Origin of the sequence: Curtobacterium sp. ISL-83 (assembly GCF_018613895.1) — a bacterium.
In the GTDB taxonomy this organism is placed as follows: Bacteria; Actinomycetota; Actinomycetes; order Actinomycetales; family Microbacteriaceae; genus Curtobacterium.
Map to the genome: position 1 here is coordinate 51,832 of NZ_JAGGPH010000011.1, position 22,369 is coordinate 74,200.

The 22,369-nt window shown below is 71.0% G+C and carries 19 protein-coding genes and 1 tRNA gene; 14 read left to right on the forward strand and 6 right to left on the reverse strand.

The features are described 5' to 3' along the window. Window positions 1–134: 134 nt before the first annotated feature. The 5 genes from J7E22_RS10385 to J7E22_RS10405 all read left to right on the forward strand — a co-directional run bounded on the left by J7E22_RS10385 (window position 135) and on the right by J7E22_RS10405 (window position 5,311). Window positions 135–1,505 (forward strand): sensor histidine kinase, encoded by a 1,371-nt coding sequence (locus J7E22_RS10385; protein ID WP_214981660.1) that lies wholly within the window; start codon window positions 135–137, stop codon window positions 1,503–1,505. Continuing rightward, window positions 1,502–2,716 (forward strand): hypothetical protein, encoded by a 1,215-nt coding sequence (locus tag J7E22_RS10390; protein ID WP_214981661.1) that lies wholly within the window; start codon window positions 1,502–1,504, stop codon window positions 2,714–2,716. Before J7E22_RS10385 ends, J7E22_RS10390 begins: the two co-directional genes overlap by 4 nt. Further along, complete coding sequence (locus tag J7E22_RS10395; protein ID WP_251008979.1) at window positions 2,703–3,404, forward strand: response regulator transcription factor; 702 nt, start codon at window positions 2,703–2,705, stop codon at window positions 3,402–3,404. Before J7E22_RS10390 ends, J7E22_RS10395 begins: the two co-directional genes overlap by 14 nt. Beyond that, a complete protein-coding gene (locus J7E22_RS10400) occupies window positions 3,404–4,030 on the forward strand; it encodes a thymidine kinase (RefSeq protein WP_214981662.1) in 627 nt (208 codons plus the stop codon). Before J7E22_RS10395 ends, J7E22_RS10400 begins: the two co-directional genes overlap by 1 nt. A gap of 243 nt (window positions 4,031–4,273) precedes the next feature. Continuing rightward, on the forward strand, window positions 4,274–5,311 hold the full coding sequence (locus tag J7E22_RS10405) for an LLM class flavin-dependent oxidoreductase (RefSeq protein WP_214981663.1): 1,038 nt from the start codon (window positions 4,274–4,276) through the stop codon (window positions 5,309–5,311). A gap of 172 nt (window positions 5,312–5,483) precedes the next feature. On the opposite strand, the gene J7E22_RS17960 is transcribed toward J7E22_RS10405, so the two are convergent. From J7E22_RS17960 to J7E22_RS10430, 5 genes are all read right to left on the reverse strand, one after another. After that, window positions 5,484–6,107 (reverse strand): response regulator transcription factor, encoded by a 624-nt coding sequence (locus J7E22_RS17960; protein WP_214981664.1) that lies wholly within the window; start codon window positions 6,105–6,107, stop codon window positions 5,484–5,486. Further along, complete coding sequence (locus J7E22_RS10415; RefSeq protein WP_214981665.1) at window positions 6,104–7,129, reverse strand: sensor histidine kinase; 1,026 nt, start codon at window positions 7,127–7,129, stop codon at window positions 6,104–6,106. Before J7E22_RS10415 ends, J7E22_RS17960 begins: the two co-directional genes overlap by 4 nt. A gap of 172 nt (window positions 7,130–7,301) precedes the next feature. After that, a tRNA-Pro gene (locus J7E22_RS10420) sits at window positions 7,302–7,375 on the reverse strand. 102 nt (window positions 7,376–7,477) lie between these two features. Then, window positions 7,478–8,434, reverse strand: coding sequence for a metallophosphoesterase (locus J7E22_RS10425; protein ID WP_214981666.1), 957 nt, complete (start codon window positions 8,432–8,434; stop codon window positions 7,478–7,480). Then, window positions 8,431–10,989, reverse strand: a complete 2,559-nt coding sequence (locus J7E22_RS10430; RefSeq protein ID WP_214981667.1) for a transglycosylase domain-containing protein — start codon at window positions 10,987–10,989, stop codon at window positions 8,431–8,433. Before J7E22_RS10430 ends, J7E22_RS10425 begins: the two co-directional genes overlap by 4 nt. A 50-nt stretch (window positions 10,990–11,039) precedes the next feature. On the opposite strand from J7E22_RS10430, the gene J7E22_RS10435 reads away from it, so the two are divergent. Continuing rightward, window positions 11,040–11,198, forward strand: a complete 159-nt coding sequence (locus J7E22_RS10435) for a DUF4177 domain-containing protein (protein WP_214981668.1) — start codon at window positions 11,040–11,042, stop codon at window positions 11,196–11,198. Beyond that, window positions 11,195–11,656, forward strand: coding sequence for a RidA family protein (locus J7E22_RS10440; RefSeq protein ID WP_214981669.1), 462 nt, complete (start codon window positions 11,195–11,197; stop codon window positions 11,654–11,656). Before J7E22_RS10435 ends, J7E22_RS10440 begins: the two co-directional genes overlap by 4 nt. Before the next feature lie 85 nt (window positions 11,657–11,741). On the opposite strand, the gene acs is transcribed toward J7E22_RS10440, so the two are convergent. After that, window positions 11,742–13,694: an acetate--CoA ligase gene (acs, locus tag J7E22_RS10445; protein ID WP_214981670.1), complete on the reverse strand. Its 1,953-nt coding sequence runs from the start codon at window positions 13,692–13,694 to the stop codon at window positions 11,742–11,744. 550 nt (window positions 13,695–14,244) lie between these two features. On the opposite strand from acs, the gene J7E22_RS10450 reads away from it, so the two are divergent. The 7 genes from J7E22_RS10450 to J7E22_RS10480 all read left to right on the forward strand — a co-directional run bounded on the left by J7E22_RS10450 (window position 14,245) and on the right by J7E22_RS10480 (window position 22,311). Beyond that, a complete protein-coding gene (locus J7E22_RS10450; RefSeq protein WP_214981671.1) occupies window positions 14,245–15,243 on the forward strand; it encodes a CpaF family protein in 999 nt (332 codons plus the stop codon). Between the two features lie 411 nt (window positions 15,244–15,654). Continuing rightward, on the forward strand, window positions 15,655–16,398 hold the full coding sequence (locus J7E22_RS10455) for a type II secretion system F family protein (RefSeq protein ID WP_214981672.1): 744 nt from the start codon (window positions 15,655–15,657) through the stop codon (window positions 16,396–16,398). A 98-nt stretch (window positions 16,399–16,496) separates the two neighbouring features. After that, window positions 16,497–16,778: a DUF4244 domain-containing protein gene (locus tag J7E22_RS17625; RefSeq protein ID WP_251008980.1), complete on the forward strand. Its 282-nt coding sequence runs from the start codon at window positions 16,497–16,499 to the stop codon at window positions 16,776–16,778. 35 nt (window positions 16,779–16,813) lie between these two features. Then, a complete protein-coding gene (locus J7E22_RS10465; RefSeq protein WP_214981673.1) occupies window positions 16,814–17,116 on the forward strand; it encodes a TadE family type IV pilus minor pilin in 303 nt (100 codons plus the stop codon). A 536-nt stretch (window positions 17,117–17,652) separates the two neighbouring features. Next, window positions 17,653–20,511: a type I DNA topoisomerase gene (gene topA / locus J7E22_RS10470; RefSeq protein ID WP_214981859.1), complete on the forward strand. Its 2,859-nt coding sequence runs from the start codon at window positions 17,653–17,655 to the stop codon at window positions 20,509–20,511. Next, entirely contained in the window at window positions 20,508–21,143 is a 636-nt protein-coding gene (gene tmk / locus J7E22_RS10475; protein ID WP_214981674.1) for a dTMP kinase, read from the forward strand. The genes topA and tmk overlap by 4 nt, the downstream gene beginning before the upstream one ends. 25 nt (window positions 21,144–21,168) lie before the next feature. Continuing rightward, window positions 21,169–22,311 carry a DNA polymerase III subunit delta' gene (locus J7E22_RS10480; RefSeq protein WP_214981675.1) on the forward strand — a complete coding sequence of 381 codons (1,143 nt, stop codon included), beginning with the start codon at window positions 21,169–21,171 and terminating at the stop codon, window positions 22,309–22,311. Window positions 22,312–22,369: the final 58 nt, after the last annotated feature.

Here is a 22,369-nt window from a genome sequence, read left to right on the forward strand (position 1 = left end):
GGACAGTCACGATCAGATGCTGCCGGTATCATCGAGCACGTCGCCGAAGGCATCTCGTTTCGGGGTACACGATCGCTCCTCGTCCGGCGCGGTGGTGGTCGGCGGCACCGTCTCCCCGGAAGGACCATCGACCCGTGCTCGGCATCCCCACGCATCTCGCCCCGCGCGTGAATGCATGGTCGACCGTGCGGGCGTTCCACGCGGCGGCGATCGGGTCCCTGATCGCGGCCGGCCTGGCACTGGTCTGCTACCGGTTCGCGGACCCGCACGTCGCGGTGATCGGTGCTGTGCTCGCGCTGGTGCCGATGCTCGCGATGATCGGTGTGCACGTGCAGTTCGGGACCTGGCGGTCGGCCGTGGCGTTCCTGCTCATCGGCGGCGTCTGCGCATGGTGGTTCGGTCGGGTCGTGCAGTCGCAGGTCCCGGTGCCCTGGGTGTCGTCGTACCTGTTGTCCCTGGTGGTGATCCCGCTCATCCTCGTCGGCGGCGCCGGTGCCGTCCCGCGGCGCGTCGTGGCGTGGTCGTTCGCAGGGTTCGTGGTCGGCCGGGTCGCGACGACGCTGGCGGTCGTGCAGGCCGGTGGGCAGGCGCACCCCCTCGTGCTGGCGTGGGTGACGCTCGCCTTCGTGGTCGCCCTCGTCCTGATCACCAGCCGCAACACCCCGCGGTCCCAGCGCGTGCAGCCGGAGCTCCTCCGCTCGGCGCGCGAGGAGCACGTCTCGGCCTACCGCGCCGGCGTCGAGGCCGAGGCCTCCGCGATCCTGCACGACACCGTGCTGAACCACCTCAGTGCGATCGCGCTCGCACCCGCGGGCCCCATCGACGCCCACCTGGCGCGGACGATCGAGTCGGACGTCGCCATGCTCACCGGTCGCAAGTGGCTGGCGGCCGACGAACCACCGGTTCCCGAAGCAGCCGTCGCGGCGTTCGAGCGCGTGGTCGCGGACCACCGGGCCCTCGGGCTCGACGTCACGGTCACCGGGGAGCCGGCGTCGATCGCCCGGCTGGAACCCGCGTCGGTCGCCGCGCTCGTGCGAGCCGTCGGTGCGTGCCTGGCGAACGTCCAGAAGCACGCGGGGACGGACGCGGCCGAGGTCAGTGTCTTCCACGACCAGGCGGCGTGCACGGTGATGGTCGTCGACGACGGTCGCGGGTTCGACGAGCGGTCGACGGGTGCGGACCGGATGGGCCTCCGGGGCTCGGTGCGGGAGCGCATCGCCCGGGTCGGCGGTGACGTCCAGGTGTGGTCGTCGCCGGGGTCCGGCACGAGCGTGATGATGACCGTGCCGTACGGCACCCCGTCCGTGCCCGACGGACTCGACGAACCCCGGGACGTCGACGATCTCGATGAACTCGGTGGCGTCGACGAACTCGACGGGGCGGATGCCGCGCACCGACAGGCCGAACCGGTCGCGCCCGGCGCGGAGCAGTCGTACGGACACCTGGACGGTCCGGACTGTGCCGCTGCCCGGACCAGCGGCGACGAGCACGGGGCGGTCCGATGACCCGCTCGACGACACCCGGTGCCCGGCGCACGGGTTCGGAGTCCCGCGCGCGACGCCGTGGCGGCGAGACCGCCCGAGCCGGGGGCAGCCGTACGGCGCAGCAGTACGACCCGCTCGGGGCGATGGGCTCGCGGCCGATGGCGATCGGGCTCGGTGCCGCCGGCGTGTTGTGGGCGATCGTGGCGTCGGTGTTCGACCGCGACGTCACCGGCAGCCCGACGCTCAGCGCCCTGACCGTCCTGCTCGTCGCCGCGTCCGGCGCCGTCGTGGTGACCGCGTCCAGCCCGTTCCGCGCACCGTTCCCACGGTGGGCCTTCGTCGCGCACGTGGTGCTCCTGGGCCTGGCATCCGTCACGAGCACCGCCGCACAGTGGGGCCCGGACAGCAGCGCGATGAACGACTTCATGGCGCTGCTGACCGCCACCGGCATCGTGATGGTCGCGCCCTACCGACCCTGGGGCGACCTGGCGATCGGCGGGCTGGTGCTCGCGGTGGTCGATGCCGTCGCCGCAGGGGCGGTGAACGCGGTGTTCCCGCTCGAGGTGCCGGTCGTCGTGGCGGCGTTCCTCGCCGCCGCACCCACCCTGATCCTCACCGGTGCGTCGGTCGCCTTCGCGTGGACGTTCGCCGGCCTGGCCGAGCGCGTGCAGATCCGTGCGGGGTCCTACTCGGTGGCGCGAGCGGACCGCGACGGCATCGCGGAGAGCGTGCAGCGCGACCGCTCGACGATCCTGATCCGCGACGTCGCCCCGTTCTTCGCGGAGCTCCGCACCCGCGACGAGATCACCGACGCCGACCGGTCCCGGGCCAGCGCGATCGCGGACGGCATCCGTCGCGCGATGGTGGCGGACGCCGACCGCACGTGGTTCGAGTACGCGGTCGTCGCCGAGGGCGGATCAGCCGCCACCGTCGACGACCCGGACGGACTCATCGCGACCCTCGACGCCGACCAGCGCACCGTGGTCCGGACGTTCCTGCGGGCCGCGCTCCGCGCCTCCACGGTCGACCCCGCCGGGTTCCGGGTGCGGGTCCGCCGCGTGGAGGGTCGGCGGATCGGCATCGACCTCGACGTCGCCGTGGCCGACTCGGACGTCGGCATCCACCGCACGTTCGACCCCTACTTCGCGGTCCTCCGCGTGACGTTCCCCGACCTCGACGTCTCCGTCCGCCCATCCGCTCTCGCACTAAGGTTCTCCTATGACCAGCACTGACCCGAACAGGCTCACCGAGGGGTTCGGGGCCTTGCCGACTCCGGGGACCCGACGTGTCCGGCTGGCCATCCTCGACGACCACGAGGTCCTGCTCGACTCGCTGTCCAGCTGGATCGCGGTGAACGCCTTCGACTTCGACCTGGCCCTCACCGCGCACACCTGGCTCGAGATGGTCCACAGCGACAACTTCCCGACGGACCTGGTGTTCCTGGACTTCCAGCTCAAGGAGCCCGTCTCGATCGAGGCCCGGGTGCGCACGTGTCGCGCGGCCGGCGCGAAGGTCATCGTGCTCTCGAGCGTCGACAGCCGTGAGTCCCGCGACCGCGCGCTCGCCGCCGGGGCCGCGGCGTTCCTGTCGAAGTCGCTGCCGATGCGCGAGGTCATGGACGTCGCCCGCGAGATCATGGGCGTCTCCCGCGAGACCCCGCCGCAGCGGGACTGGCGACCGCTGCCCACAGGAGCGAGCGCGCACCAGCGCCCGAAGCTCAGCCACGGTGAGGAAGAAGCGCTCCGGCTGTACGTCTCCGGGTACTCCACGAACGAGGTCGCCGCGCAGATGAACGTGCAGTACGAGACCGCGAAGACGTACCTGCGTCGTGTCCGCGAGAAGTACAGCAAGGTCGGCCGGCCGGCGTCGAAGAAGTCGGACCTGATCCGCCGTGCGGCAGAGGACGGGTTCCTCGCGTAGTGGCGAAGCTCTACTTCCGCTACGGCGCGATGAACAGCGGCAAGAGCACCGGGCTGCTGCAGGCCGCGTTCAACTACGAAGAGCGTGGGCACCGGGTGCTGCTCGCGAAGCCGGCGGTGGACACGAAGGGTGATCGGGAGATCCTGTCGCGCCTCGGAGTCAGCCGAACGGTCGACCTGGTGTTCGCACCCGATGCCGACGTCCGTCGCGCCGTGACCGAAGCGGGCGCGACCGACCCGGTCTCGGATCGGCTCGACGGCATGGTCCGGCCGGTCAGTTGCGTGCTCGTCGACGAGGCGCAGTTCCTCACCCCCAGGCAGGTCGACGACCTGCTGCGGGTCGCGGTGCTCGACGAGATCCCGGTGATCGCGTACGGCATCCGCACCGACTTCCGGACCGAGGCGTTCCCCGGCAGCGCGCGGTTGCTCGAGGTCGCGCACTCCCTCGAGGAGCTCAAGACCATCTGTCGCTGCGGACGCAAGGCCGTGTTCAACGCCCGGAAGGTCGACGGCCGGTTCGTCTTCGACGGCTCGCAAGTCGCCATCGACGGCGTCGACGTCGAGTACGAGTCGCTCTGCGCCAACTGCTACCTGACGGAGTCCGGCGGTCGCCTGGACGGCGACTGACACCCCGGTGACTGACACCCCCGGTGACTGACGCCCCCGGTGACTGACAGCCGTGGCGACTGACCGCAGCGCCGGCCGGCGCGTGACCACCTGACGGACGGGAGGCGCGGTGCGGGCCCGCACCGCGCCTCCCGTCCGGCACAACCGCCATGCCGCTGGCGCGTCGCGCCGGAACCGGCGCCGGGCCCCACCGTCCGGTCCGCTGATCGGAATGCCCCGGCGCGACCGGACGTTGGTGTCCACATGAGCGACGCTTCTGTGCACCTGTCCGTCCTCGATCTGGCCACCCGTGAGTACGGCCAGTCCAACACCGAAGCCCTGCAGGGCTCCATCGACATGGCCGTGCACGCCGAGCATCTCGGGTACGAGCGGTTCTGGGTGGCGGAACACCACGGCATGCCCGGGATCACCTCGTCGGCGCCCGCGGTCCTGCTGAGCGCCGTCGGCGCCGCGACCAAGACGATCCGCATCGGTTCCGGTGGCGTGATGCTGCCGAACCACGCGCCGCTCGTCATCGCGGAGCAGTTCGGGACGCTCCGGGCGCTCTACGGCGACCGCGTCGACCTCGGTCTCGGCCGCGCACCCGGTACCGACGGTGCGACCGCGATGGCCCTCCGTCGCACCGACCGGCTCGACGTGGACGACTTCCCCGACCGGCTCGCGGACCTCATCGGGTTCTTCACCGGGATGGACCCCGAGAACCCGCTCGCGCGCATCCAGGCCGTGCCCGGCTACGGGGACGTCCCGGAGTTCTGGCTGCTCGGGTCGAGCGGGTACAGCGCACAGGTCGCGGGCGCGCTCGGCGTCTCGTTCGCCTTCGCCCACCACTTCGCCTCGGACAACACCGAAGCCGCGCTGGCCCTCTACCGCGATTCGTTCCGCCCGTCGCGCTTCCGGCAGACCCCGAACGCCCTGATCGGCGTGCAGGTCGTGACCGACGAGGACCCGCACGTGATCGACGAGCAGAGCGCTCCTGGCATGATCTCGTTCATCCGGATGCGGCAGGGCATGAAGCCCCAGCCGGTGTCGATGGACGAGGCCCGCGCGTACGAGTTCACCGACCTCGAACGGCGGTTCATCGCGGCGCGCACGGAACGGCAGGCGTACGGCAGCCGGGACGAGGTCGCGGCGAAGATCAACGCGCTCGTCGCGTCCACCGGGGCGGACGGCGTGATCGTCGCTCCGGGTGCTGCGCAGGCGCGGTACCGCCACCAGGCGCTCGACGTCGTGGCGGCGCTGCACGCCGAGGGCCGGTTGGTGCCGGCGGGCGCGACGGTCTAGCAGTCGGCCCGCACAGCCGGGCGAGCGGTCGGTCCGCGCGGTCTATCCGCGCGGTCTATCCGCGCGTCGGTCCGGGTGGTCGTGCTGCGCGTCGGTCCGGGTGGTCGTGCTGCGCGTCGGCTCGTCCGGCTGCTGGACCTGTGCCCTGCGGTGGAGCCCATCCGTCCGGACGCTACGCCAGCAGGCCGAGCCGGGTGGCCGCGGCGATGGCGGCCACCCGTGACCCGACGTCGAGCTTCCGGAAGACGTTGTAGACGTGCCGCTTCACCGTGCCGACGGCGAGCCCGAGGTCGGCGGCGATCTCGGCGTTCGATCGGGCTGCGGCGATGAGGCGGAGGACCTCGATCTCGCGGTCGCTGAGCGGCGTGCCGGCCCGGGCCTCGGTGACGAGGTCGATCGGGAACGTGACCGGCGCGGCATCGATCCTCGTCGCCCGGACGATGCGGTCGACGAGCTCGCGGCTGGGGGTGTCCTTCGTGACGAAGTCGACCGCACCCGCGTCCAGGAGCGCCCGGCGCAGGACGGCGTCGCGGTGCATGGTGAGCACGACGACGGCGATGTCCGGATGGTTCCGCCGGACGGTCGCGATCGTCGTGCGAGCGGGAGGCCCGTCGAGTTCGACGTCGAGCAGCAGGACGTCGATTGCCGCGGCTTCGGGGGAGTCGAGTACGTCCGACGGGTGCTCCCCGTGCGCGATGACGCGAATGGTCGGCACCGCGGCGAGGAGCGTCGCGAGCCCCTCGCGGAAGAGCCGGTGGTCGTCGACGATCGCCACGTGTGTGATCGGCGGGGTCACATCGCTCCCTTCGGGATGACGATCGTGACCGTGGTGCCTGCGCCCATCGTGCTGCTGACGTCGAGCCGGGCGTCGATGAGCGCGGCCCGCTCGTGCATCGACCGCTGCCCGAGCCGTCCCTCCGCCACCGTGGTCGTGTCGAACCCCGGGCCGTCGTCGTGCACGGTCACCGTCACGTGATCGGGCTGCCATTCGAACCGGACCCGCACCGCTGCGTCGCTGGCGTGTTTCGACCAGTTCATGAGTGCTTCGAGGATGATGGTGAGCGATTCCTCCGCTCGCCAGTTCGCGAGGGGGACCGGCGTTCCGACCGACTCGACCGCGACCCGGTCGCTGTTCGGGAACATGTCCCTGACGTGCCGGACGAGTGCAGCGTCCAGGACGTCGTCGCCGACCCGTGCGTGGAGCGCGACGGCGAGGTCCTGCACGTCACCGAGGGCACGGCGGAGTTGGGACGCGGCCGCGTCGAGCAACGCGACGCGCTCGGAGGACGGGGGGTCGGTGAGCAACGCGAGGTCGATGCGCTGCAGCCCGGCGAGGATGCCGTGCGCCACCCGGTCGTGCAGATCCCGCCCGACCTGCGCCCGCGATTCCAGGTTCGCCGTAGTGACGCGTTGTCGCAGAGCCTCGGTGTAGGCGACCGCTCCCGCGGGGAAGCGGCTCCAGATCCCGGCGTGGAGTGCCCGGGAGGCTCGCAGCAACTCCGCCGTCGTCGTGGCACCGACCTCGTCGACGAAGACGGGGAGGTACTCGTCGAACAGGACCTCGGCCGCGAGCATGGCGCCTGCCGGGTGTTGCATGCGTTCGGCGTGCAGGGCCCCCGTGGCCAGGTGTTCGTCCGCGAGCAACTGGTCGCTCGTGATCGAACGGTCCTCGCCCTGCGTGTACCGGCGGACCGCGTCGGCCAGCATCGATGACACGTTCTCCACCAGGCTCGCCGCCATCGTCGGGTCGTCGCGGAGTGCGGGGAACGCGGCGCCGATGCGTTCGAGGACGGGGGAGAGGCGCTCGGGGATCTGCATGTCGCAGTCAGGGTAACGGGACGGGCGGGGGCGTGCGGCCCAGCGGCGCCTGGTTGTGTCGTTCGGTGCATGCTCGCGGGCACTCGATCGCCCGGGCTGGTCCCCCGGGAAGAACGTCAGGCCCCGGTTCCGGAGAACCAGGGCCTGACGTGATCACTGTCTCAACACAGTGTCGGGGTGACAGGATTTGAACCTGCGACCTCCTCGTCCCGAACGAGGCGCGCTACCAAGCTGCGCCACACCCCGCGGTGTGGTCACTCCGTACCGGAGCAACCCAAGAAGTCTATCCGATGTTCGGCGTCCTGATGACCACCGAGAGAACTCCCGGGCGCGTCGAGCCGGGCCGGGTCAGCCCGCCCGTGCGGTCAGGGTGACGACGACGGCTTCGGGCCGGACGGCGAAGCGCACGGGGGCGTAGATCGACGTCCCGAGCCCGGCGGACACCTCGAGCCACGACCAGTGTCCGCGGTGCTGCCACTTGTGCAGGCCGCTGGCGTACCGACGCGGGAGGTCGCAATTCGTGACGAGCGCACCGACCCCGGGGACCGCGACCTGGCCGCCGTGCGTGTGGCCGGCGAAGACGATGTCGGCGCCCTGGGTGACGAACGCGTCGAGCACGCGGCGGTACGGGGCGTGCGTGATCCCGATGGCGACGGGGGAGGGGCCGTCCTCGTCCTCGGACCACGGGACGTCGCTGCGCATCTCGTCGACGTTGGTCGGGAGCAGGTCCAGCCGGTCCCAGCCCCGGTGGGCGTCCGACGTCCCGAAGAGTTCGAGTCGCGACCCGCGCAGCTCGATGGCGTGTGCGTGGTCGTTGACGTCGAGCCAGCCGAGCGATTCGAAGAACGCCGTCTGCCGGTCGATGTCGAGCTGGACCGGCCGGCTGTCCGACCGCATCCTGCTCGGGCCGGAGAAGTACTTCAGCGGGTTGCGGGGCGAGGGTCCGTAGAAGTCGTTCGACCCGTACGCGAACGCCCCGGGGACGCCCCGGAAGGGTTCGAGCGCGTACTCGACGGCGGCGTTCGCGGTGGGGTGACCGAGGTTGTCGCCGGTGTTCACCACGAAGTCGGGCTCGACCAGGCTGAGGTCGCGGAGCCACTGCTGCTTGTCCGCCTGCCACGGGGCCATGTGGATGTCGGAGAGGTGCAGGACCGTGATGTCGCGGGAACCGGGCGCCAGGATCGGGACGGTCTCCCATCGGACGCCGAACCGTCGGCGCTCGACGAGCGTGCCCCATGCCGCGGTGGCCGCGCCCACGGCCGCACCGGCTGCGATGACCCCGAGTCCGGCGCGACCGCGGCTCACTTGCAGCGCTCCGGTGCCTTGCCGTCCTTGTCGCCGAACAGCTTCAGGGTCACGGCGGTGTCCTTCGTCACGGTGGTGTTCACGCCGGGGTCGACCGCGGCGACACGGCACTCCTTGTTCCCGCCGCCCTTCTCGTACGTCGACGCGATCGCGACGTTCGTGAACCCGGCTTGGTTCAGCTCGGCACGGGCATCGTTCAGGGACTTGCCGGGGATCGCCGGCACGGCCACTTCTGACCCGTCGGACGAGTACACGGTGACGCTCGAGCCCTTCGACACGAACGATCCGGCCGCCGGAGAGGTGGACGACACCGTTCCCGCGGCGGCGCTCCCGGGCTGGGTGCCGCCGTCGACGAACGTCAGTCCCGACGAGGCGAGGATCGACTGCGCGTCGGCGGCCGACTTCCCGGCGAGGTTCGGGACCGGGAGGCTGTTGCCGCGGATCTCCGCGGGCGCCGGGTCGGTGAAGGCCCCGCCCGGGTACGCCGCGTTGATCGGTGTCTGGGCTTGGCGCCAGACGTCGGCGCGGGCGCCGGCGTAGGTGCCGCCGACCCCGTTCGCGTAGTGGCGCAGGTTGATCTTCTTGCCGTCGGTGTTGCCCTGCCAGTAGGCCGTGGCGACTCGCGTGTTCGCACCGACGAGCCAGATCTGCTCGGCCTCGTCGGTGGTTCCGGTCTTGGCGAACAGCTGCTGTCCGTCGTACGTCTGAGCACCGACGGCCGTGCCGCCCGTGATCGTGCGCTTCATGGCGTAGATCGCAGTCTGCGCCACCGAGGGGTCGACGGCCTGCTTGCAGTCCTTGCTCTGACCACCGAGCTTCTTGCCCGCCGCGTTGGTGATCTGATCGATCGCGATCGGCGTGCAGAAGATCCCGTTGTTCGCGATGCCCGCGTACGCCGCAGCCATGGTCAGCGGGGCGATCTCGTTCGTCCCGAGGATGAACGACGGGTTGTCGCGGATCTCGCCGCCCTTGGACAGGTGGACGCCGAAGTTCTGCGCCATCGTCTTGATGTCACAGAGATCGAGCTTCTGGGCCATCGACGCGAACGCGCCGTTGACGGACTTCGCGGTGGCACCGATGACGCTGTAGTTGCCGTCCTCGCCGGGGGAGTCGTTGTGAACCGGGAACGGCGTGTAGTCGGTCTGCCCGCACTTCGTCCACGGAGATACGGTGCGGGCGGTGCCGTTCACCGTCTCGTTCAGCCCGTGACCGGCCTTGATCCAGTCCATGAGCGTGAAGGCCTTGAACGTCGAGCCGGTCTGGAAACCGACCGACCCGCCGTACTTGAAGTCGACGCTGTAGTTCAGCGACGTCGCGGTCGGCGGAGACTGCACGGACTGGTCGAAGTCCTTGTTCTGCGCCATCGTCAGGACACGTCCGGTGCCGGCCTCGACCGAGTCGAGCGTCGCGCCGAGCTGCAGTGCGGTCTCCGCCTTGTTGTCGTACGTGTTCAGGAGCTGCTTCTGCTGCGCGTTCAGATCGATGTTCAGCGTCGTCTGGATCTTGTACCCACCGTTGCGCCAGGCCGTGTCGCGGTCCTTCTGGGTGGCACCGAGCTGGGACATCTCCTTCACGACCTTGACGGCGTAGTCGCAGAAGAACTGCGAGCCGTCGCCGACCGATGCGCGGCAGCCCTGCGTCGGGTTCGTGAGGTGCACGTACGACGCGGGCTTGGACGTGATGGCCTGGGTGAACTCGGCCTTCGTCAGGTGCTTCTGCGCGTACATCGACTTGAGGATGACGTCGCGGCGGGCCTGGTTCGCGTCGAAGTTCTTCGGCGTGGACAGGTTGCGTGTGTTCGGCGACTGCACGATCGCGAGGATCGAGGCGGCCTCGGCCGGGGTCAGGTTTGCTGCCGACTTGTTGAAGTAGTGCTGCGCGGCGGCCTGCACGCCGTACGTCTGGTCGCCGAAGTACGCGATGTTGAGGTACCCGGTGAGGATGTCCTTCTTCGAGTACTTCTTCGCGAGGCCGATCGCGAGCTTCATCTCCTCGAGCTTGCGGGGGATGGTCTGCTTGACCGCGTCGTTGTAGGCCTTGGTGCGGGCTTCCTGCGTGGGGAGCTCGAGCGCCTGCTGCATCTTGATGTTGCGGACGAGCTGCATCGTGAGCGTCGAGCCACCACCGGATTCGCCGAGGCCACCGGCCAGGCTGCCGACACCGGCGCGGACGATCGACGTCATGTCGACGCCACCATGGGTCCAGAACCGCTTGTCCTCGCCGTCGATGGCGGCGTTCTTCAGCTGCGGGCTGATCTGCGAGTAGTCGAGCTCTTCACGGTTCTGGTCGTAGACCGTCGCGAAGTGCACGGACTTGCCGCCCTGGTACGCGTAGAGCTCGTTGCGCTGCGGGAGGTCACCGATCTCGATGTACTCCGGCAGGGACTCGAACACGCCGATCGTCGACGTGGTGGTGACACCGGCGACCGCGATGGCCGGCGTCACCCCGATCGTCACGAGCAGGCCGGCGAGCACGCTGAACCCGACGAATCCGACGAAGGCCCCGACGGCAGAGGCGGGCTTGGTCCGCGAGGCAGACGTCTTCTGGGCAGACATAGGATGCAGCCTAAACGACACCGATGGCTGAAAGGCTGGCAAGGAACCGCATGATGCGCTGGGAATACCTCACGACGCCGTTGATCATCCACAACACCACGGCCATCCTCAACAACTTCGGTGACGAGGGGTGGGAACTGGTCCAGGTCGTGACCGGCCCCGAGGGCGGGCTCGTGGCCTACCTGAAGCGCCCGAAGGCCCAGGCATGAGCGTCGCCGAACGGCTCATCGAGCTCGGTCTGACCGTCCCCGCGGTCGCCGCTCCCGTCGCCGCCTACGTGCCCGCGGTCGTCACTGGTCGGTACGTCTACACGTCCGGCCAGTTGCCGTTCGTCGAGGGATCGCTCCCCGTGACGGGCAAGGTGGGCGGAGCGGTCGACGCCGAGACCGCCGCCGAGCAGGCACGCGTGGCGGCCCTCAACGCCCTCGCCGCTGTGCAGTCGGTCGCCGGGTCGCTCGACCGGGTCGCCCGGGTCGTCAAGCTGACGGTGTTCGTCGCCTCCGACCCGTCCTTCACCGGTCAGCCCGGTGTCGCGAACGGTGCTTCGATGCTCGTCGGCGACGTGTTCGGTGACGCCGGTGTCCACGCGCGGAGCGCGGTCGGCGTCGCGGTGCTGCCGCTCGATTCCCCCGTCGAGGTGGAGTTGGTCGTCGAGCTGACGGACTGAACCGACAGCGCGCGCGACGCGCGCAGAGCACGTGAGCAGGGCCTCCAGTCCAGACGGACGGGAGGCCCTGCTGCCGTTCCCGGGACTACATCAGTTCCGCGATGGTCGCCATGATCGTCGGGTCCGCCAGCGTGGTCGTGTCGCCGATGCGACGCCCCTCGGCCGCGTCGCGGAGGAGGCGACGCATGATCTTGCCGGACCGCGTCTTCGGCAACTCGGGGACGACCACGACCTGCCGGGGCTTCGCGATCGCGCCGATGCGCGTCCCGACCCAGGCACGCAGTTCGGCGGCTGCGGCGTCGCGGTCGACTCCTGCGGCCGCCTCGGTCGTGAGGATCACGAACGCGACGACCGCCTGCCCCGTGGTCTCGTCGGCGGCACCCACGACGGCTGCCTCGGCGACGCCCTCGTGGCCGACGAGCGCGGACTCGATCTCGGCCGTCGACAGTCGGTGGCCGGACACGTTCATGACGTCGTCGACGCGGCCCTGCACCCAGATGTCGCCCTGGCCGTCGAGGCGAGCGCCGTCACCGGCGAAGTACCGGCCGGGGAACCGCGACCAGTACGTCTCGACGAACCGGTCCGGGTCACCCCAGATGCCGCGGGCCATCGACGGCCACGGTTCGGTGATCGTGAGGTAGCCACTGGCACCGGGTTCGGTGCGGTTGCCCTCGTCGTCGACGATCTCGGCGACGATGCCGGGCAGGGGCGTCTGTGCTGCGCCCGGTTTGAGCTTCGTGACGCCGGGCAGTGCCGAGATCATGATGGCGCCCGTCTCGGTCTGCCACCAGGTGTCGACGATCGGGGTGCGGTCGTGGCCGATGACCTGCCGGTACCAGTGCCAGGCCTCGGGGTTGATCGGCTCGCCGACGCTGCCGAGCAGGCGGAGCGTCTCCAGGCTGCGCGCCTCCGGGATCGCGCGTCCGGCCTTCATCGCGGCGCGGACCGCGGTCGGGGCCGTGTAGAGGACCGTGACGCCGTACGCGTCCACGATGTCCCACCAGCGGCCGGGCTTCGGCTCGTCCGGCGTGCCCTCGTAGAGGACCTGGGTCACGCCGTTCGCCAGGGGGCCGTAGACGACGTAGGAGTGCCCGGTGACCCACCCGATGTCGGCCGTGCACCAGTACACGTCCTTCTCCGGGTGCATGTCGAACACGTTCCGGTGCGTGTACGCCGCCTGGGTCAGGTAGCCGCCCGACGTGTGGACGATGCCCTTCGGCTTCCCGGTCGTGCCCGACGTGTACAGGATGAACAGGGGGGTCTCGGCGGGGAAGGCCTCGGCGACGTGCTCGGGCGCGGCCTTCGCGAGTTCGTCGTGCCACCACAGGTCACGGTCGTGCCAGTCGACGTCGTTGCCGCCGCGCTTGACCACCAGGACGTGTTCTACGCTGTCGGTGCCCTCGCCCGCGAGCGCCTCGTCGACGGCGGGCTTCAGCGGGGAGACCGCGCCGCGGCGCCATCCGCCGTCGGCCGTCACGACGAGCTTCGCGCCCGCGTCCTCGATGCGTGCGCGCAGGCTCTCTGCGCTGAACCCGCCGAAGACGACGGAGTGGATCGCGCCGATGCGGGCGATCGCGAGCATGGTGACGACGGCCTCGGGGATCAGGGGCAGGTAGACGACGACCCGGTCGCCCTGCTCCACCCCGAGGTCGGTCAGCATGTTGGCCGCGCGTTGGACCTCGGCCGTCAGCTCGGCGTACGTGATGCGCCGGGTGTCGCCGGGGGCGCCCTCGAAGTGGATCGCAACCCGGTCACCGTTGCCCGCGCGGACGTGCCGGTCCAGGCAGTTCTCCGCGACGTTGAGCGTCCCGTCGTCGAACCACTTCGCGAACGGCGCGCCCGACCAGTCGAGCGTCCGCGTGAAGGGAGTCCGCCACTCCAGGAGGTCGCGGGACTGCTGCGCCCAGAACGCCTCGCGGTCGGCGGTGGCGGCTTCGTGCAGGTCCTCGTGGGCGACCGCGTCCGCGACGAACTCGGGCGTCGGCGGGAACGTCGGGCCGTCCTCGTGACGGGGTTCGGTCTGGGTCGGAGTGGACATCGGTGTCCTTTCGCGTCGTTGCGGCCGCTGGGTGCAGTCGGAGACTACCCCTCGTCCGGACAGCCGCATCGCGTGTCGGGGTTGCCCACCGGGGCGCTTCGTGGGGTACAGTAGATCTTGCTGGACTCGTTTCCGGCGGCATCGGATCGGATTCCCCCCAATCCCCCGTTGTCAAGGCGGCACCTGTTCCCCCCAACCGGTGCCGCCTCTTCTGTTTTCCCGGTCGAGATCCGTTACCACGGAGCCTCGCGCCGGTCAGGTCTGCCGCGCGATCCGCATGTTCTCGCCGAAGAGTGGACAGACCGGTCCATGTGGGCGCATGAAGTCGCTCGGTCGGACGGTCGGGTCCGCGCACCCGGTTCGATCTCCGCTCGTCGCGCCGGTCATCGTGGCCAGACCGTACGCGGGTGGTACGAATTCTGACGCGCTGTGGGGTACGCGTGATCACGATGGGGTACAAACGTGCCCGTTGGTGGGGATGCGGAGCGTTCTGCACAGCAGACTCCTGAGGGCGCGGCGACGCGTGCGGCCGTCAGTACGGTCGGCCGTCATGCACCGTCACCGCGCCACGCCGCCGTTCCTGCCGGGTACGAGATCACCCGCTCGCCCCCGCGACCTCGCAGCAGACGAGTTCGAGGAACTCGCCGTGCTCGTCGCGGACGGTGCGGTCACCGACGTCCTGGTCCTCGGGGGCGTCGGCACCTGGGTCGACCGCGGGGCGGGGCTGCAGGCGGTCGGGCCACGACTCTCGGAACAACGGGCGCGGGACCTGGCGACACGCCTGGTCGCCCGCGGCGGACGACACGTCGACGAGACCACGCCCTGCGCCGATGTGCGGCACGGTGACGGCATCCGGGTGCACGTGGTCCTCGCACCGGTCTCGGTGCACGGCACGGCCGTCTCGATCCGGCTGCCGCGTCCCGAGCGGCCGACCCTGGACGTCCTCGAGCGCGGCGGCGTCTTCGCTCGTGTGCCCCGATCGGTCGTCGACCGCGCCGTGCGGGAGCGGCGCAACGTGCTCGTGACCGGTGCGACCGCGAGCGGGAAGACGACGATGCTCGGCGCCATCTTGTCCGCCGTCCCGGCCGACGAGCGCATCGTGACCGTGGAGGACGTCGCCGAACTCCGCGTCGCCCACCCGCACGTCGTCGCGCTCGAGGCCCGGCAGGCCAACGCGGAGGGCGCCGGCGCGATCGGGCTCGACCGCCTGGTCCGCGAAGCCCTGCGGATGCGTCCCGACCGGCTCGTGGTGGGGGAGTGCCGCGGTGCCGAGGTCCGCGAGCTCATGTCCGCGCTCAACACCGGACACGACGGTGGGGCGGGGACCCTGCACGCGAACGGGATCGACGATGTCGGGGCACGGTTGGAGGCGCTCGGTGCGCTCGCCGGGCTGGACCCGACGGCGCTCGCTCGGCAGGCGGTCAGTGCGTTCGACCTGGTCCTGCACCTCGAGCGCCGGGGTGGTCGGCGACGGCTCACGCAGGTGGGGGAGTTGCGGACGCGCCCGGACGGGAGGCTCGACGTCCGTCGCGTCGACGGGTTGCGGTGATCGGGGGTGTCGCGCGGACGGGTGGAGGCGGGTGCTGGCGTTGGTCGTGGTGCTGGTGCTGGTGCTGGTGCTGGTGCTGGTGCTCGTGCTCGTGGTGCGCGTGCTGCTGGGTTGCTCGCTGGTCGGGTGACCGGGGCTGCCGGCGCGGGTTCGCGTGCTCGTCCCGCGGTGGACGGCGCATCGGGCGCGCGGATGCTCGACCGGGTCGCGACCCTGGTCGCGTCGGGAGTCCCGCCAGGCCGCGCGTGGGAGCTCGTCGGTGGTCTGCCGGCGGGGTTGTCGACCGGGCGCGTGCCACGGTCGGCTGCGGCCCGATCCGCAGGGTGGCCGCCGGCGGGCGGCGGGTCCGCAGCCAGGACACCTTCCCGGTCGTCGCGTCGCGCGCCCACCGGGGCTCCCGCGTGGGATGACGTGGCGGCGGTCCTCCGCGTGGCCGAGGTGACCGGCGCGCCGACGGCGAGTGCGCTCCGAGCGCTCGCCGGAGCGATGCGGCGGTCCGCGGCGTCCGATCGGGCGGTGCGCGTCGCCCTCGCCGGCCCGCGTGCGAGTGCCCGGGTGGTGCTCGCGTTGCCGCTCTTCGGGCTCGTGCTCGGGTCCTCGTGGGGCGCGGGAGCCGTCGAGGTCCTGCTGGGAACACCGGTCGGGTGGGCCTGTTCGGTCGCGGCGGCGGTGCTCGTCCTCGTCGCGCGCGGGTGGACCGCCCGCATGGTCCGGGCCGCGACGCCCGACGGGCGGATCCCGGGGGTCCTGCTGGACGCCTGGGCCATCGCGGTGTCCGGGGGTGGCTCGTGGTCGAGTGCGGCTGCTGCGGTCCGTGTCGGCTTCGGCGGCGCGGGTGCGGGCGGCGATGGTGGTGTGGCCGGGCGAACGGACGAGGACGGTCGGGCCCCTTCGACCAGTGACGTGGAGCGTGAACGGCTGCACGAGGCACTGTCCCTCGCGCAACGCGCCGGTGTGCCGGCGGCCGGACTGCTCCGGGCGGCCGCGGAGGACGTGCGTGACGACGCGGCTGCGGCCGGGCTCGCGGCGGCCGAGCAGCTCGCCGTGCGGCTCGTGGTGCCGCTCGGGGTCTGCGTGCTGCCCGCCTTCGTGCTGGTCGGGGTCGTCCCGGTCGTGGTCGGGGTCTTCTCCTCCACCGCGGGCGGTCTGCCGTGAACGCTCCACAGATGCTCGATCGGGCGAGGAGCGGGAGGTTCGCCAGCGCCACGCTGGGTTCCGACGCCGAAGGCACACCAAGAGAAAGGGACCAACCGATGAGCACGAGCACGAGCACGAGCACGAGCACTGACGTCCACCACGACCGGCACCGGACCGGGGGCGGAAGGACCACGGACGCGGGGGCACGTCCGCAGGCCGATGCGCGCGGAGACGGCCGTCGGGCCGGACTCGGCGACGACCGTGGTTCGGCTACCGCCGAGTACGCCGTGGTGATCCTGGCGGCGGTCGCGTTCGCCGGGGTCCTGGTCGCGGTGATGCGCTCGGGCGAGGTGCAGTCGATCCTCACCGACCTCGTCCGTGGCGCGCTGTCGTTGTGACCCCTGGCCACGACCGCTGCGGGGAGCGCGGTGCCGTGACAGTGGAGTTCGCGGTCGTGCTCCCCGCGGTCGTCCTGGTGCTCGTCGTGCTGCTCGGCGCCGTGGTGGTGGTCGACGGGCGGGGGCGACTGGAACTCGCTGCCGCCACCACGGCCAGAGCGCTCGGTCGGGGGGACGCGACCGCGGCAGAGGCGTTCGCCGCGATCGCGCCCGGCGCCACCCGGCGGACGTGGCACGCGGACGGCCTCGTGTGCGTCGAAGCCGAACGACACGCTGCCGGGCCGTTCGCCGGGTTGCGGGTCCGGGCCACCTCGTGCGCTGCCGAGGGTGGACGATGACACCGCTGCTGCAGGCAGACCCTCGGCGGCGGCCGGTGTCCGACGGGGACCCTCGGCGGCCGGTGTCCGACGCGGACCCTCGTTCCCGACGCCGGAGCGAGCGTGGGGCGGTGTCGGTCGTGATGGCCGTCGTGCTCGGGGCGGGGGTGCTCGTCGTGTCGGCCGCACTGACCGGCGCCGCGAACCGCTCGGCGATGGTGCGTGCCCAGGCCGCTGCGGATGCTGCGGCGATGGCGGCCGCCGCGGCGGCGATCGGGCTCGTTCCCGGCGACCCGTGTGCGACCGCGCGCCGCGTCGCGTCGGCTGACGGCGCCACCGTCCTGGCCTGCGAGCTCGGGGACGGGCGGGCGCGGGTCCGTGTGGTCGTCGGGGACGGGCCGTTCGCCGCGGGCGCACGCGCGGTGGCCGGTCCGTCGGACGGCCAGCCCGAACACTATGTGTATGGTGTGCCTGTCGGCCCCCGGTCATCGATGCCCCGGTCGATCCGGACGCGCTCGTGGTCCAGGGCCGACCAGCACCATCGATCAAGGAGACACGTGCCAGGCACGAAGAAGCTCGTGATCGTCGAGAGCCCCGCGAAGGCGAAGACGATCGCGCAATACCTCGGTGACGGATACGAAGTCCAGGCGTCCGTCGGACACATCCGTGACCTCATCGAGCCGAAGAACCTGCCGCCAGAGCTCAAGAAGGGCCCGCTCGGCAAGTTCTCGGTCGATGTCGACAACGGCTTCGAGCCCTACTACGTCGTGTCCGACGCGAAGAAGAAGACGGTGTCGGAGCTCAAGCGAGCCCTGAAGGACGCCGACGAGCTCTACCTCGCAACTGATGAGGACCGCGAAGGCGAAGCCATCGCGTGGCACCTGCTCCAGGTGCTGAAGCCGAAGGTGCCCGTCAAGCGCATGGTGTTCCACGAGATCACCAAGGAAGCGATCCAGCGCGCCCAGGAAGCGACCCGCGAGCTCGACACCGCGCTCGTCGACGCCCAGGAGACCCGCCGCATCCTCGACCGTCTCTACGGGTACGAGGTCTCGCCGGTGCTCTGGCGGAAGGTCGGCCCCGGTCTCTCTGCCGGTCGCGTGCAGTCGGCCGCCACCCGTCTCGTCGTCGACCGGGAGCGCGAGCGCCTGGCCTTCGTCTCGGCGAACTACTGGGACCTCGCCGCGCGGTTCGAGAAGGGCGACGAGGGCGCGTTCACCGCGAAGCTCGCACGGATCCAGGGCACCCGCGTCGCGTCCGGTCGGGACTTCGACGACCGCGGCGCCATCAGTGGTGACGTGGTCCGGCTCGACGAGGCGTCGGCCGCGGCGCTGACGACCGTGCTCGAGCACGCCGGCGATGCCGTCGTGCGCAGCGTCGACTCCAAGCCGTACACGCGCCGCCCGGCCGCCCCGTTCACGACCTCGACGCTGCAGCAGGAGGCCGCGCGCAAGCTCCGCTTCTCGGCGCGTCAGACGATGAGCGTCGCCCAGTCGCTCTACGAGAACGGCCACATCACCTACATGCGAACCGACTCCGCGTCGCTCTCGCAGCAGGCGGTCACGGCCGCCCGGAAGCAGGCCGCCGCGCTCTACGGCTCGGACACGATCCCGGACAAGCCGCGCACCTACGCCGGCAAGAGCAAGAACGCGCAGGAAGCGCACGAGGCCATCCGCCCCGCGGGTGACACCTTCCGCACGCCGTCCGAGATGAACGGTGTGCTCCGGGGCAACGACTGGAAGCTCTACGACCTCATCTGGAAGCGCACGGTCGCGTCGCAGATGGCGGACGCCAAGGGTTCGACGGCTTCCGTGGTGCTCGGGATCACCTCCGCCGATGCGGTGGAGGGCATCCCGTCGACCGCCGGTGGGACCGACGCCGAGTTCACGGCCTCCGGGACGGTCATCACCTTCCGCGGGTTCCTGAACGCGTACGAGGAAGGCCGCGACGAGGACCGCCACACCAGCGGCGACGGTTCGGCGGACGCCAAGCTCCCCCCGGTCACCGAGGGCGACCACCTCGGGGTCTCCGACGTCGAGGCGAAGGGGCACGACACCTCGGCGCCCCCGCGCTACACCGAGGCGAGCCTGGTCAAGACCCTCGAAGAGCTCGGCATCGGACGGCCCTCCACCTACGCCGCGATCATCTCGACGATCATGGATCGCGGGTACGTCACGCAGCGCGGGAGCGCACTCGTGCCGAACTGGATCGCGTTCAGCGTGGTCCGGCTGCTCGAGGACTACTTCGGCGACCTCGTGCAGTACGACTTCACGGCCAGCATGGAGAACGACCTCGACCGCATCGCGAACGGTGAAGAGGACCGTGTCGACTGGCTGAAGGACTTCTACTTCGGCGGTGGCGAGCAGCGCGGCCTGCGGACGGTCATCGACAACCTCGGTGAGATCGACGCCCGCGAGATCAACTCCGTCGAGCTCGCGCCCGGTCTGACCCTGCGCATCGGGCGGTACGGCCCCTACATCGAGACCCCGAGCGACGACCCGGAGAAGCCGCGCCGCGTCAACGTGCCCGAGGACCTGGCCCCGGACGAACTCACCACCGAGAAGGCGCGTGAACTCGTCGAGGCTCCGGTCGTCAGCGATCGCGTGGTGGGCGTGAACCCCGAGACGGGCAAAGAGGTCCTGGCGAAGGACGGCCGGTTCGGACCGTACGTCACCGAGCGCACCCCGGAACCCGAGCCCACCGTCGACCCCGCCACGGGTGAGGTCATCGATCCTGCCGCGAGCGACCCTGCTGCGGACACCGGTGTGGCCGACTCCGCCACCGGGACGGCCACGGGCACGACGGCTGCTGCCGCGAAGGCGACGAAGGCCGCCACGACGAAGGCCGCCACGACGAAGGCGGCTGCTGCGAAGGCCGCCCCGAAGAAGACGACGAAGAAGGCCGCGGCGCCGAAGGAGCGCACCGCGTCCCTGTTCAAGTCGATGGACCCGCAGTCGATCGACCTGGAGACCGCGCTCAAGCTGCTCGACCTGCCCCGCACGGTGGGACAGGACCCGGAGTCGGGCGAGGAGATCAGCGCCCAGAACGGCCGCTACGGTCCGTACCTGAAGAAGGGGACCGACACCAGGACCCTGCCGAGCGAGGACGCGATCTTCGACGTCGACCTCGCCGGGGCCCTCGCGTTGTTCGCCGAGCCGAAGTACGGAGCCCGCCGCGCCGCGAGCTCCGCGCTCAAGGAGTACGAAGCCGACCCGGTCTCCGGCAAGCCGATCAAGATGAAGGACGGCCGGTTCGGTCCGTACGTCACCGACGGGGAGACGAACGCCACGATCCCGCGTGGTGAGGACATCGAGACGGTCGACTTCGAGCGTGCCGTGCAGTTGCTCGCCGACAAGCGTGCCAAGGGGCCCGTGAAGAAGAAGGCCCCCGCACGACGGACCGCAGCGAAGAAGAAGTGACCGGACGCTTCATCACGCTCGAGGGCGGCGACGGCGTGGGCAAGACCACGCAGGCGGCGATGCTCGAGACCTGGCTCACGGAACACGGCCGAGCCGTGGTGCGGACGCGGGAGCCCGGGGGCACGGACCTCGGGCTCCGCATCCGTGAGATCGTCCTGCACGAACGCGGGCACGTGTCCCCGCGAGCCGAGGCGCTCCTCTACGCCGCGGATCGCGCACACCACGTCGAGACCGTCGTGCGACCCGCGGTCGCCCGCGGCGACGTCGTGCTGCAGGACCGCTACATCGATTCGTCCGTCGCGTACCAGGGGGTCGGTCGCAGCCTCGGGGCGGAGCAGATCCGCTCGGTGTCCGACTGGGCCGCCGACGACCTGACGCCGGACCTCACGATCCTGCTCGACCTCGACGTCACGGTCGGGCGGGCGCGTGTGGCGGCCGCTCGGGGATACACCTTCGACCGGCTCGAGTCCGAGGCGGCGGCCTTCCACGAGACCGTCCGTCAGGCGTTCCTCGAGATGGCCCGCGTCGAACCGGATCGGTTCCTGGTCGTCGACGCAGCTGCCCCCGCGGAGGACGTCCAGCGATCGATCCGCACGGCCGTCGCGCGACTCATCGGCATCGCGGCGGCATGACGGTGGCGACTGGCAGGATGACCTCGTGAGCGTGTGGGACGGACTGACCGGACAGGACGAAGCGGTCGCGTCGCTCCGGAACGCCGCAGAGTCCCCGGACGGCACGGGTCGGATGACGCACTCCTGGCTCATCACCGGCCCGCCGGGATCGGGCCGTTCGAACGTGGCGACCGCGTTCGCCGCAGCGCTCGTCGGTGACGGGCCGGACGACGACCACACCCTGCGACAGATCACGGCGAAGACGCACCCCGACGTGTCGGTCCTGACGACCCAGCGGGTCATCATCACCATCGACGAGATCCGGCAGCTCGTCACGTCCTCGTACTACTCGCCCTCGGTCGGCCGCTACCGCGTCGTCATCATCGAGGACGCCGACCGCATGACCGAGCGCACCTCGAACCTGCTGCTCAAGGCGCTCGAGGAACCACCCGAGCGCACCGTGTGGATCCTCTGCGCCCCGAGCGAAGCCGACCTCCTGCCGACGATCCGGTCGCGCGTGCGGTCGGTCCGGCTCCGGGTGCCCGGCATCGACTCGGTCGCCGACCTGATCGTCGCGCGCACCGGGGTCGACCGGGCACTCGCGACCGATGCCGCCCGACAGGCGCAGAGCCACATCGGGATGGCACAGCGACTCGCGACGAGCGCGGACGCCAGGGACCGACGACGCCGGACCCTCACGACGGTGCTCGGGGTGCGGACGGTCGGCGACGCGGTGATGGCGGCGGCGGACCTGCTCGCCGTCGCGGACGAGGACGCCAAGGCCATCACCGAACAGCGTGACTCGGAGGAACGCGACGCCGCCCTCCGGTCGCTCGGGATCGAGCCCGGCGGCACGATCCCACCCGCGCTCCGCTCGCAGCTCCGGGGTCTGGAAGAAGACCAGAAGCGCCGCGCGACCCGGAGCCTCCGCGACGGACTCGACCGGATCCTGGTCGACATCTCGTCCCTGTACCGGGACCTGTTGCTCCTCGGCCTCGGGGCACCGAGCGAGCCGGTGAACCTGGCGATCCAGGAGTCCCTCGAGCGGGCGCTGCCCTCGGTGCCCCCCGCAGCAGCGCTCGAGGTGCTCGACGCCGTTGCGCTGGCCCGGCAGCGGATCACCGCGAACGTCGCGGCGCTCCTCGCGCTCGAGGCCCTGCTCGTCACGGTCGCGCGCGCCGCGCGCTGACCGCATCGTGCCCGCGGACGCAACCAACAGCCTCCCGGTCATCCCGGCATGGGAGAAT